This window comes from Streptomyces sp. NPDC004721 (genome assembly GCF_053601495.1).
In genome coordinates this window covers 221,657-233,637 of sequence record NZ_JBSGBZ010000001.1, presented here as the reverse complement: position 1 = coordinate 233,637, position 11,981 = coordinate 221,657, and the positions used below count along the sequence as shown (strand labels likewise).

Here is an 11,981-nt window from a genome sequence, read left to right as displayed (position 1 = left end):
GGGCTACCCCTCGTCGTGGTGCACCGGATCGACGTGGGTCTGGGGTGAGTCGCCGGACTCCACCCGGCGGCGGTTCTCCAGCCAGGCCGCCACCGCCCGCCTGGTCTGCGCCACCAGCTCGTCGAACACGGCTTCGGCTCCCGCGCCGAGCAGGAACAGCAGGATCTCCATGCCGGCGCCCATGCGACCGGGCGGCACGTCCGAACGCGGCTGCTCGACAATCCGCAGCCGTCCCCCGCTGACCAGCTCCTCCAGCGGTTTCTCCCGCTCCAGCCACGCCTTCAGCGCGCCGACGTCCTTGTTGCTCGCACTTCCGTCCAGCCGGACCCGTACACCTCGGCCGGCCACGCCATCCCCCTCAGCCATAACTCACCATCCTGGCACCGCGACACAACTCTCCGGGAGGGTGCATTTCGGCCACACCGGACCCGTACGGACCTCGGGAAACCCGGGCCAAATCTGCACCGGACCCGCACCAGACCTGCGTCAGACCCGCCTCGGACCCGCACCAGATCCGCGTCAGGCCCGCCTCAGGCCTGCGTCTGCAGCTGGCTCAGCTGACGGCGCACATGGTCCAGCGCGCCCTCTCGCCGGCCCGGCACCCGGCCGCGCAACTCCGCGAGCACCGAGCCGAGTTCGCGGGCCCGTTCGGGGTCGTGGATCAGCCCCCACTGGTGGTGGGCGCGGTCGACGGCGGTCTCGACGGCCACGGCGTCGGGGACCTGGCCCATGGCCAGGCGGGTGGTGGCCACGGTCAGCCAGGCCCGGCAGCTGCGGGCGGCGTCGCCCGCGAACATCGCCAGGTCCGCGCGGACCTCGGCCCAGTGCAGCGCGTCCTCGGAGGCCGCTCCGTGGGCGAGGGCGGCGGCCCGCTCCCAGCGGGCGGCGAGCGCGTCGGCGTCGCCGTGCCGGCCGGCCTGCACGCAGGCGGTGATGGCCGTGTGCGGGTCGGCCGGCCCCGGCCCGGGCGCGGTGAGCACGAGGCCGGGGCCGCCGTACTCCTCGGTCAGCCGCGACAGCGCCTGCTCGTGCAGCTCCGCCGGGAGCGGCCGGTGCCCGCTGCGCAGGATCGTCGCCACCGCTCTCATGTACGCCGGTGCCGCCACCGTGCGCCGGGCCGGTGGCGGTGCGATCCGGCCGTACAGGGCGATGTTGTGCCCGCGGTCCAAGGGGCACCCGCGCAGCAGTTTCCAGCTCTCCGCGTCCGCGTGCAGGTCGGCCACGACCGTGGTCGTGCCGTCCGGGCGCAGCCGGAGTTCCTCGCGCAGCCAGTGCCAGGGCAGGGCCGTGTAGCGGACGGTCGCCGGGGTGGTGCGGGCGAGCGCCAGGTGGGGCAGGCGCTGGCGGCGGTCCAGCTGGAGCTGGCCGGTGAGGAACACGGTGAGCGGGCCGGGCGACGCCGCGGCCGCGCGCAGCCGGGTGAGCACGGCCTGCGGCTCCAGCGGGTCGGCGAGCTCCACCACGGTCGCGGTGTCCGTGCCGGACAGCACGGAGGGCGCCACGGCGGCCAGCACCGGCAGCACGGACGCGGCGTCCACCAGACGTCCCCTGCCCACGGGCGCGGCCGCGAGCAGCAGCACGGTTCCGGGCATCGTCCCCCCGTGTCGTGATCCGGTCGGTCGCGTACGTCAGCACGTTAACCGCTCCACCGACTTGCCAGGGCTCCTTCCCCGGTGTGCTCTGGTAGGCGGGGGCGAGGAGAGAGAGGAGCGCTCTCATGGCGCACGCGGCACCCGTGTCCGGTATCACCACCCGCACCACCCGCCCACCCAACCTGTTCAGCGACCGGGCCCATGCCATCGGCCGGTGGGCGGGACCGCTCGCCCTGGGGCTCGTCTACGGCTACTGGGCCGCGGCCGACCGGCGCTACGGCGGACCGATCACGGGCTGGAACGTGCTGTTCGGCTTCGTGACCGCGATCGTGTTCGCGGTGGTCCTGGCAGGCGTCCTCATGGTCGGCCCCCGGCTGCGGCGGGAGCAGCACGCCGCGCTGTGGTTCGCCTTCATCGGCGTGGCGTTCGGCTTCCTCTACAGCCAGAGCGGCCACGCGATCGTGCCGACGGTCGGCCTGTCGCTGGGGATAGGGATCGTCGCGGGCCTCTTCTGCTTCTACTGGTTCTACACGCACGAGGACGCGGCGGGCCGTCGCGTGAGTTGACCCGCTGACCCACGTCAGCCGACCCGGACCGACCGAATCGACCGAACCGCTCTCCCGCCGGTCACCCGAATGCCGCCCCTCCGCTCGCGGAGGGGCGGGCGACGGCCTTGGCTGAGAACGTGTCCCGACGTATGCGAAGCGGTCTGTCGGCCGTGCTCATCGCGCTCTCATGCCTGCTCGTGCCGTTCGGCGTGCTGTCGGCCTGGGCGGCGTACGGGCTCTCCGACACCGGTCGCTACGTCACCACGATGGCGCCGCTCGCCGACGACCCGGACGTGCGCGACGCGATCGCGGACACCGTCGGGGACGGGATCGTGCAGGAGATCGGGCACGGGCTGGACGCCCACGTGCGCCCCGGCACCATCACCCCCTTCGTTCACGACGCGGTCCGCTCGTTCACCCAGACCGAGGCCTTCCGCACGGCGTGGAACGAGGGCAACCGGGCCGCCCACGACGCCGTGTTGCGGGCCCTGCGCGACGAACGCGACCCCCTCGAACGCCCGGTCACCGTCGACCTCGCGCCCGTCACCGCCCAGGTCAAGGCCCAGCTCGCCCAGGACCACGTACCGCTCGCGAACCGCATCCCCGTCCAGCACACCGAGGTCGATCTGCTTCCGGCCCAGCAACTGGGCCGCCTGCGGAAGGGGTTCCACGTGCTCGAAATCGCCGGTTTCTGGCTGCCGGTCGCGGCCGTCGCGTTCGCCGTCGCCGGGCTCGCCCTGGCCGCCCGCCGCCGCCGTGCGCTGACCGCCACCGCGCTCGGCACCGCCCTCGGCGGCGCGCTGCTCGCCCTCGCCGTCGCCATCGGCCGCAGCCTGACCCTCGCCGACCTGCCCGCCGAGGTCTCCCAGCCGGCCGTCGGCGCCGTCTACGACGCCCTCACGGCCACCCTGCGCACCACCTCATGGATCCTGGTCGCGCTCGGTCTGACGGTGGCCGCCCTGACCTGGCTCTCCCGCCGCCCGCGCCGGCCATTCCGCCGCCGCCGGGCGGCCGAGGCGCCCACCACCCAGACCCGCCCCCAGCAGCCGCCGCCGCGCGTACGCGTCTGACCCCGCGCGCGGGATGCCCGGGGTCCGTGGCGACCCCGTAGGCTCGTCGTCGTGACCAAGCAGGGGGGACGGTTCGCGAGCTGGTGCGCCGGGCTGATGTTCGCGGGGGTGAGCGTCGTCGTCGGGTGCCGGCTGGCCGACAGCGACGGCATCACGCCGATACCGCAGCTCCTCGCCTTCCTGCCGTGGCTGCTCGTGCCCACCGGACTGGGCCTGGCGTTCACACTGCGCGGACGCTGGTGGGCGGGGGCGGTGTGGGGCGTTGCGCTGCTGGGGCTGCTGGCGTGGTTCATCGAGCCGTACGGCAGGGTCTCCGCGCCGGCCGGCCATGCCGTGGCCGGGGTGCGGGTGCTGACCTCGAACGTGCAGTTCGGGCGTGGTGCCCCGGCCCTCGTCCCGGTCATCCGCCGCGAGCGGCCCGACATCGTCTTCGTCGAGGAGTGCGAGTACACCTGCCAGGCGACGCTGGACCGGGAGGTCGGCGGCGACTACCCGTACCGGCGGGCGGTCCGGGCGGGTGGTTCGCAGGGGTCCCTGATCCTCAGCCGCTACGCCCTGCGCGGCACCTCCGGAGTCCGCGGCACGATGGGCATGCCGGGCGCGGTCGCCGACGTCCGCGGGCACGCGGTACGCCTCCAGCTCGCGCACCCGATGCCGCCGCTGCCCGGCCAGGTCGCGCTCTGGCACCGGGAACTCGCCCGGCTGCGCGCCTTCGCCGGGGCGGACCGTACGACCCCGACCGTGCTGGCCGGCGACTTCAACGCCACCCAGGACCACGCGGCCTTCCGCCGCATCATCGACGCCGGACTGCACGACGCCGCCCGCCTGGCCGGCGCCGAGCGCGCCCCCAGCTGGCCGGCCCGTACCGCGCCCGCCCTCGGCGCCCAGATCGACCACGTGCTCGTCTCACCGGACTTCTCCGCGACCGGCGCCCGCTTCCTCGCCCTGGCCGACACCGACCACCGCGCGCTGCTCGTCGACGTCACGCTGCACGACGGCCGAGGATCGCATTGACACGGCCCGCCTGCCGGTACTCGCCCCTGCCCAAGATCACTACTCGGGGCCGCTAACCTTACGTGTCCGTCCTGGCCAGGGATTGACGGGCATCAACTCACGAAGGGTTGCGCACATGGGCATTCTCACTCTCCTGCGGAACGCGTTCGGCCGATCACGCAAGGGGCGTACGGCCGAGGCAGAGGGTGCGGAGCAGACTCCCACCCAGGAGCCGACCCCCACCGCTGCCCAGCAGCCGGAGCCTAAGGTCCCCGCCCCGGCGACCGAGTCCGCCCCCGAGCCCCCCGCCGCCGTCCACGTCCCGGACCCCCGGCCCTCGACCGGCGACGAACACGATCTGGTCTCAGCCGCCTTCGACAACATCACCGTCCCCAAGCCGGCCACCCCCGTGGACCCGGCCGACTTGACGACGGAGGACCCCACCCCGACCCCCGAACCGGCAGCCGCAGAGCCGGAGTCGGAGTCGGAACCCGAGGCAACCCCGGCCCCGGCAGCCGAGGAGCCGACCCCGGAGCCGACAGCCGGAGAACCGGAGTCGGAGCCCGAGGCGGCACCCGCCCCCGAGCAGACCCCGGAACCGGTGGCCGAGGAGCCGACGCCGGAGCCCGAGCCGACCCCCGAACCGCAGGCCGAGGCAGAGACCGAGACCGAGGCGGAGCCGGAGACCGACGCGCCGCAGGTCGCCGACGGCGAGGAAGCCCCGCAGGGGCCACTCGCACCCGACGACGAAGGCCGCACGGGTGGTGCGGGTGGGAACGAACCGGCCGAAGACGAAGCCGAGGCCGAGCCCACCCCCGAACCGGCAGCCGAACAGCCGACCACGGAACCGGAGCCGGAACCGGAGCCCGCGGCTGAGCAGTCGCCCTCACCGGCCGAAGGCGAAGCCAAGGCCGACACCGACACCGAGCCGGAGCCGGACGCCGAAACCGACACTGCGCCGGACGCCCAGTCCGAGCCGGAGCCGGACGCCGAACCCAAGGCGGAGAACACGGGCACCGAGCCCGCCACCCCCCTCGCCCACATCCACTCGCACGCCCCCGACCTCACCACCGCCTACCAGTCCGCCGCATCCGCCCTGGCGAAGTACGACCTCACCGGCACCCGCGCCAAGGTCTACCTCGTCCTCGACCGCTCCGCCTCCATGCGCCCGTACTACAAGGACGGCTCCGCCCAGGCCCTCGGCGAGCAGACCCTCGCCCTCGCGGCCCACCTCGACCCCGAGGCGACGGTCCACGTCACGTTCTTCTCCACGGAGGTGGACGGCACCGGCGAGCTGACCCTCGCCGAACACGAGAACCGCGTCGACGACCTGCACGGCTCCCTCGGCCGCATGGGCCGCACCAGCTACCACGCCGCCGTGGAGGCCGTACTGGCCCACCGCGCGGAGTCGGCCGACGACCCGGCGGCCCCCACCCTGGTGATCTTCCAGACGGACGGCGCCCCGGACGCCAAGACCCCGGCCACCCAGTCCCTCACCGACGCGGCGAAGAAGCACCCCTCCGTCTTCTTCTCCTTCGTCGCCTTCGGCGAGCACGACAACAAGGCCTTCGACTACCTCCGCAAACTGAAGACCGACACCGCGTCCTTCTTCCACGCCGGCCCCACCCCCCGCGAGCTCACGGACCAGGAGCTCTACGAGGGCGTACTGGCGAACTGGCGCCCGTGACCCACGGGCCCCACGGGACCACGCGCCCGTAACCACGCCGCACCAGGGCCGCCCCTTCCCACCCCTTAAAACGGGAAGCGGGCGGCCCACCCATGTCGGCTACGATTTCAAGGTTCCGTAGACGACCCGCACCCGACGAGATCGTCACCCCACGTAGCGACTTGGGAGCAGCCCGCGATGGCTCGACACCTCATCACCAGCGCCCTTCCGTACATCAACGGGATCAAGCACCTGGGCAACATGGTGGGGTCCATGCTCCCGGCGGACGTGTACTCGCGCTATCTGCGCCAGCGCGGCCACGACGTCCTGTACATCTGCGCGACGGACGAGCACGGCACCCCGGCGGAGCTCGCGGCCAAGGAGCAGGGCCTCCCGGTCGACGAGTTCTGCGCGCAGGCGCACGACGCGCAGAAGGCGGTCTACGACGGCTTCTCGCTGGCCTTCGACTACTTCGGCCGCAGCTCGTCCCCGCAGAACCACGAGATCACGCAGGAGATCGCCCGCGAGCTCAAGGCGAACGGGTTCATCGAGGAGCGGGCCATCCGCCAGGTGTACTCCAACGCCGACGGCCGCTTCCTGCCCGACCGGTACATCATCGGCACCTGCCCGCACTGCGGCTACGACAAGGCGCGCGGCGACCAGTGCGAGAACTGCACGCGGGTCCTGGACCCGACCGACCTGATCGAGCCGCGCTCCGCGATCAGCGGCAGCAGCGACCTGGAGGTCCGCGAGACCAAGCACCTCTTCCTCCTCCAGTCCGTGCTGGCCGGCGAGGTCGAGGCGTGGGTCGACGAGCGCGCCGACGACTGGCCGGTGCTGGCCTCCTCGATCGCCCGCAAGTGGCTCACCGAGGGCCTGCACGACCGCGCGATCACCCGCGACCTGGACTGGGGCGTCCCGGTCCCGGCCGACACCTGGCCGGAGCTGGCCGCCGAGGGCAAGGTCTTCTACGTCTGGTTCGACGCCCCGATCGAGTACATCGGCGCCACGAAGGAGTGGGCGGACCAGGACCCGGAGAACCGGGACTGGCGCTCGTGGTGGTGGGAGTCGGACGCGGACGTCCACTACACCCAGTTCATGGGCAAGGACAACGTGCCCTTCCACAGCGTGATGTTCCCGGCGACCCTGCTGGGCACCCGCGCGCCGTGGAAGAAGGTCGACGTCATCAAGGCCTTCAACTGGCTCAACTACTACGGCGGCAAGTTCTCCACGTCGCAGCGGCGCGGTGTCTTCACGCACGACGCGCTGGAGATCCTCCCGGCCGACTACTGGCGCTACTTCATGATGGCGAACGCGCCGGAGTCCGACGACTCCTCCTTCACCTGGGAGCACTTCACGGCCACGGTGAACAAGGACCTGGCGGACACGCTGGGCAACTTCGTCAACCGGGTGCTGTCCTTCTCCCGCAAGCGCTTCGGCGACGCGGTACCGGAGGGCGGCGAGCCGGGCGAGGCCGAGGCGCGGCTCGGGGAGGAGATCGCCCGCCTCCTCGCCGAGTACGAGGAGCACATGGAGGCCATCCAGTTCCGCAAGGCGGCGGCTTCCCTGCGCGCCCTGTGGTCGGCGGGCAACTCCTACCTGGAGGAGAAGTCCCCCTGGCTGGAGATCAAGACCGACAAGGACGGCGCGGCCCTCACCCTGCGCACCGCGATGAACCTGATCCACCTCTACGCGGTGGTCTCGGAGCCGTTCATCCCCACCTCGTCGGCGGCCATGCGCGCGGCGTTCTCCCTGGACGGCGACACGGCGACCTGGGTGACCCCCGCCGAGGCGGCCTCCCTGACCAGCGTCCCCGCCGGTACGCCGTTCACGGTCCCCCCGGTCCTCTTCGCCAAGCTCACGGACGACGACCTGGAGACGTACAAGGAGCGCTTCGGCGGCTCGGACGAGTAGGACTCACCGCTTGCGCACAGGGGCCCGGGAACGCCTTGTTCCCGGGCCCCTTCGCACTCCCTCGCCGGGTCAGCGTTCCGAGGCGTAGGCCACGAAGCCCTTCCACGCGTCGCGCGTGAGCGCAAGCTGAGGGCCTCCTATGTTCTTGGAGTCGCGAACGTGCACGGTGCCGGGGGTGACGGCGAGCTCAACGCAGGAGTTGCCATCCGTGCCGCTGCTGTAGCTGCTCTTGAACCACGCCAGTTCGGAGGCGTCGCTGGCGGAGGCCTTGCGGATCATGTTTCTCCCAGCAGTTTCTCGATGAAGGCCAGCGACTCCCTCGGAGGGAGTGCCTGGGCCCGGATCGTGCCATACCGCAGTTCAAGGATGCGCAGCCGCTTCGGATCGGCAATCGTCCGCCCGTTGAACGCCCCGTCGGAGCGTCCCGCTGCCGTACCGTCGGGGAACTTCAGCAACTCGATCTTGCCGTCCACTCCTGGGTGAGCATCCGTGTTCCCCGCAAGACCGTATGGGCAGAACTCGACCTACCAGCGACGCGACCAGCGGAAACGGCACACGCACCGGAACCCGACCGCGTGTGCTCCGGTGCCGTCGACGGTCTTCCTCAAGGAACACAAGAGGGAAAGAAACCGCACCAAGCCCCACCCCTCCCGCCCACAGCGCACGCTCACTCCCACGAGTGAACATCACCAACTGAGCTGGATTCCCCACCGGTTGCCTGCCCTACGCTCAGCGCAGCACAGCACAACCCCAGACATACAACGGCCCTCGCCGGGACTGGCATCCCACTGTCTCTCCCCACCGGCACCCCCGTCGGCATCAAGACCCTCACCGCCCGCTTCCCCGAGGGCCCGACCCGGATCGCCGCCGCGCTGCGCGAGTTGGAGACCCACGGCTACCTGCGTCGCACCCGCGAACGCACGGAGAGCGGCCGTATCGTCACCCGCACCGTCTCCTGCAACCAACCGGGCCGACACCGCGACCACAACACGCCTGAAGCAGCAGCACCGAAGCCCCCGGCCCGCCGCGCCACCACCGCCCCGCAGCAGGAACCCGCACGCCGCCGGGCCCTTCCCGCCATACCGAAGCCCGCGTACGCCTCCCCCGTCCTCCTCCGGGCGGCCACCGACGTCCTCGCCGGCCTGCGCCGCACCGACCCCCCCTGATGCTCTCCGCCACCGATGCCGAACACCTCGCCCCCGGTGTCGCCGCCTGGCTGGAGCGGGACCTCACCCCCACCGCCGTACGGCACGCCGTGACCAGCGACCTTCCGGCGGAGCCCCTGCGCCGCCCGGCCGCCCTCCTGGCCCACCGCCTCACCGCCCCGCTCCCGCCCCTGCCGCCGTTCGGCACCCCCGAACCGCCCCCACCCATCAGGCACCCGCTCCGCAACTGCGAAACCTGCGACCGCGGCTACCGAGGCCCCGACCCACACAGCTGCCACGGATGCGTGTCAACGAGCACGGGGCCCGGGAGCCCCGACTCCGGTACAGGCGTGGCGCACCAAACCGAGCAGGCCTGGCCGTGAGCGGCCGGCCCGGTCCGACTCCTCCGCGCCCCCGTCCGGATACCCTGGCCAGGGCACCCTGTGGAGGACACCATGAGCACTCAGGCCGATCACGGACACGAGCTGATCCCGCGCCCCGAGCAGACTCCTGACGCCCTGCGCACGGCTCTCGCCGTCGTCGCTCCCGGTCGCCTGTACGAGATGCAGGCCACGAAGGACGACGCCTTCGCCAAGGCTGTCGAGTGGCAGTCTCTGAGCCCCGTGCGAGGCTGGGTCCTCACCTGGGCCAGGGACATCGAGATCGCCCGGCGCCCCGACCTGTCCTCCCGCCTCGCTCACGCGCAGAGCAGGTTGGAACACGAGGACCCTGCCACCGCTGAGGAGGCGCTGCGCGAGCTGAGCGCCGTCCTGGACGAAGCCATGGAAGCAGTACGCGGTTGAGCTGGAAGTGGGAGTACGCCTTCGGTGCGGAGCAAACCGCCCGCACCGCACCCGCCAACTTTCTCGCCGGGGTACAGAAGAAGGCGGACGAGCTGGTCAGAGCCGCCGAAGCCGTCCACCTCCACGGCAGTGCTCACGCGAACATCGACCCGAAAGGCGGCGACGTCATCGTGCCCGGCGGGATGTTCACGTATCAGGCCGTCGCACGCAGTGAACGTGTCTACGTCGTTCAGATCACTTACCTGGGGTTCTGAGAGCTCTGCCCCCGGAAACGAACCGCCCCTCCGTCTGCTCATACGGCAAGGCCCGGAACCCCGAGGGGGTTCCGGGCCTCTCGTGCGTCCGCGGGGGACTACTTCGGCTGCGGCTTGCGTACCGACAGGTGCAGTTCCCGCAGGCGGGACTCGTCCAGCTCGGTCGGGGCGCCCATCATCAGGTCCTGGGCGTTGCCGTTGAGCGGGAAGGCGATGGTCTCGCGGATGTTGGGCTCGTCCGCGAGCAGCATGACGATGCGGTCGACGCCCGGCGCGATGCCGCCGTGCGGCGGGGCGCCGAAGCGGAACGCGCGGAGCATGCCGGCGAACTTCTCCTCGACGGTCTCACGGTCGTAGCCCGCGATCTCGAAGGCCTTGAGCATGATGTCCGGCTCGTGGTTGCGGATGGCGCCGGAGGACAGCTCGACACCGTTGCACACGATGTCGTACTGCCAGCCCAGGATGTCCAGCGGCTCCTGGCTCTCCAGGGCCTCCAGGCCGCCCTGCGGCATCGAGAACGGGTTGTGGGAGAAGTCGATCCCGCCCGTCTCCTCGTCCCGCTCGTACATCGGGAAGTCGACGATCCAGCAGAAGCGGAAGACGTTCTCCTCGAACTGGCCGGCGCGCTTGGCGGCCTCCACCCGCACCGCGCCCATGATCTTCGAGACCTCGTCGAAGTCGCCCGCGCCGAAGAACACCGCGTGACCGGGGGAGAGCGACAGCCGCTTGGTCAGCTCCGCGACGTTCTCCTCGGTCAGGAACTTCGCGATCGGGCCGGTCAGCGCGCCGTCCTCGCCGACCCGTACCCATGCCAGGCCCTTCGCGCCCTGCTCCACCGCGTACTCGCCGAGCTGGTCGAAGAACTTGCGGGGCTGGCCGGCGGTGTCCGGCACCGGCAGCGCGCGGACGTGCTTGCCGGCGAACGCCTTGAACTCCGAGCCCGCGAAGATGTCGGTGATGTCGACGAGCTCCAGCTTGGCGCGCAGGTCCGGCTTGTCGGAGCCGTACTTCAGCATCGCCTCGCGGAACGGGATCCGCGGGAAGGGGGAGGTGACGTGGCGGCCGCCGCCGAACTCCTCGAAGAGCTCCGTCATGAGCTTCTCGATCGGCTGGAAGACGTCCTCCTGCTCGACGAAGCTCATCTCGACGTCGAGCTGGTAGAACTCGCCCGGCGAGCGGTCCGCGCGGGCGTCCTCGTCACGGAAGCAGGGCGCGATCTGGAAGTAGCGGTCGAAGCCCGAGATCATCAGCAGCTGCTTGAACTGCTGGGGGGCCTGCGGGAGGGCGTAGAACCTGCCCGGGTGGACCCGGGAGGGGACCACGTAGTCGCGGGCGCCCTCGGGGGAGGTGGCGGACAGGATCGGCGTCGCCATCTCGTTGAAGCCCATCGCCGACATCTTGTGGCGGATGGCGGAGATGACCGCCGTGCGCAGCAGGATGTTGCGGTGCATGCGCTCACGGCGCAGGTCCAGGAAGCGGTACTCCAGGCGCCGCTCCTCGTTGACCCCGTCCTCGGTGTTGATGGTGAAGGGGAGCGGGGCCGCCGCGCCCAGCACCTCGACCTCGCCGACCTCGATCTCGATCTCGCCGGTGGGCAGCTCGGCGTTGACGTTGTCGGCGCCGCGGGAGACGACCTTGCCGTCGGCGCGGACGACGGTCTCCTTCGAGAGCTTGTCGAGCGCCTCGTACGCGGGCGTGCCGGGGCGGGCGACGAGCTGCGTGATGCCGTAGTGGTCGCGCAGATCGATGAAGAGGATGCCGCCCAGGTCGCGCCGATTGTGCAGCCAGCCACTCAGCCGGACGTCGGTGCCGACGTCAGAGGCGCGGAGCTCGCCGCAGGTGTGGGACCTGTACCGATGCATCGTCGTTCATCCAGTCTTCGCGGATCGGGGATCACCGGGCGGGCACGGCCCGGACCTACCAAGCGTACCGGGCACCTCAAGATCGGCTCCCCACCATTAAGAGAGGTCCCGGGCGGTAACGGGGCAGCGCCGAA

Annotated in this window: 11 protein-coding genes and 2 pseudogenes; 8 read left to right on the top strand and 5 right to left on the bottom strand. The window is 71.5% G+C overall.

The genetic code is table 11. The features are described from left to right. Positions 1-3 precede the first annotated feature (3 nt). Together ACWEK3_RS01115 and ACWEK3_RS01110 are read right to left on the bottom strand one after the other, a co-directional pair. Positions 4-348 (bottom strand): effector-associated constant component EACC1, encoded by a 345-nt coding sequence (locus ACWEK3_RS01115; RefSeq protein ID WP_361413336.1) that lies wholly within the window; start codon positions 346-348, stop codon positions 4-6. 182 nt (positions 349-530) lie between these two features. Continuing rightward, entirely contained in the window at positions 531-1,592 is a 1,062-nt protein-coding gene (locus ACWEK3_RS01110) for a hypothetical protein (protein ID WP_453248616.1), read from the bottom strand. A gap of 125 nt (positions 1,593-1,717) precedes the next feature. Between ACWEK3_RS01110 and ACWEK3_RS01105 the strand changes: the two genes are divergently transcribed. The 5 genes from ACWEK3_RS01105 to metG all read left to right on the top strand — a co-directional run bounded on the left by ACWEK3_RS01105 (position 1,718) and on the right by metG (position 7,783). Beyond that, positions 1,718-2,158: a hypothetical protein gene (locus tag ACWEK3_RS01105; protein WP_450543162.1), complete on the top strand. Its 441-nt coding sequence runs from the start codon at positions 1,718-1,720 to the stop codon at positions 2,156-2,158. A gap of 131 nt (positions 2,159-2,289) precedes the next feature. Continuing rightward, positions 2,290-3,210, top strand: a complete 921-nt coding sequence (locus ACWEK3_RS01100) for a hypothetical protein (RefSeq protein WP_450543160.1) — start codon at positions 2,290-2,292, stop codon at positions 3,208-3,210. Between the two features lie 96 nt (positions 3,211-3,306). Further along, positions 3,307-4,224 carry an endonuclease/exonuclease/phosphatase family protein gene (locus ACWEK3_RS01095; protein ID WP_453248655.1) on the top strand — a complete coding sequence of 306 codons (918 nt, stop codon included), beginning with the start codon at positions 3,307-3,309 and terminating at the stop codon, positions 4,222-4,224. A gap of 115 nt (positions 4,225-4,339) precedes the next feature. Next, a complete protein-coding gene (locus ACWEK3_RS01090) occupies positions 4,340-5,890 on the top strand; it encodes a VWA domain-containing protein (protein WP_453248615.1) in 1,551 nt (516 codons plus the stop codon). Positions 5,891-6,067: 177 nt separating this feature from the next. Beyond that, entirely contained in the window at positions 6,068-7,783 is a 1,716-nt protein-coding gene (metG, locus tag ACWEK3_RS01085) for a methionine--tRNA ligase (protein WP_453248614.1), read from the top strand. 69 nt (positions 7,784-7,852) lie between these two features. Here the strand turns inward: metG and ACWEK3_RS01080 are convergent, their stop codons facing one another. Both ACWEK3_RS01080 and ACWEK3_RS01075 read right to left on the bottom strand, forming a co-directional pair. Continuing rightward, positions 7,853-8,062, bottom strand: a complete 210-nt coding sequence (locus ACWEK3_RS01080; RefSeq protein ID WP_376547929.1) for a DUF397 domain-containing protein — start codon at positions 8,060-8,062, stop codon at positions 7,853-7,855. Next, a pseudogene (locus ACWEK3_RS01075) lies at positions 8,059-8,277 on the bottom strand (Scr1 family TA system antitoxin-like transcriptional regulator); the annotation flags it as partial. The pseudogene ACWEK3_RS01075 and the gene ACWEK3_RS01080, both read right to left, overlap by 4 nt. 204 nt (positions 8,278-8,481) lie before the next feature. Here ACWEK3_RS01075 and ACWEK3_RS01070 point away from each other — a divergent pair. The 3 genes and pseudogenes from ACWEK3_RS01070 (at position 8,482) to ACWEK3_RS01060 (ending at position 9,985) form a co-directional block, all read left to right on the top strand. After that, a pseudogene (locus ACWEK3_RS01070) lies at positions 8,482-9,311 on the top strand (helix-turn-helix domain-containing protein). A 72-nt stretch (positions 9,312-9,383) separates the two neighbouring features. Further along, positions 9,384-9,731, top strand: a complete 348-nt coding sequence (locus ACWEK3_RS01065) for a hypothetical protein (RefSeq protein WP_365420613.1) — start codon at positions 9,384-9,386, stop codon at positions 9,729-9,731. Further along, complete coding sequence (locus ACWEK3_RS01060) at positions 9,728-9,985, top strand: hypothetical protein (protein ID WP_453248613.1); 258 nt, start codon at positions 9,728-9,730, stop codon at positions 9,983-9,985. The genes ACWEK3_RS01065 and ACWEK3_RS01060 overlap by 4 nt, the downstream gene beginning before the upstream one ends. Before the next feature lie 98 nt (positions 9,986-10,083). On the opposite strand, the gene aspS is transcribed toward ACWEK3_RS01060, so the two are convergent. After that, complete coding sequence (gene aspS, locus ACWEK3_RS01055) at positions 10,084-11,847, bottom strand: aspartate--tRNA ligase (RefSeq protein ID WP_453248612.1); 1,764 nt, start codon at positions 11,845-11,847, stop codon at positions 10,084-10,086. Between the last annotated feature and the right edge of the window lie 134 nt (positions 11,848-11,981).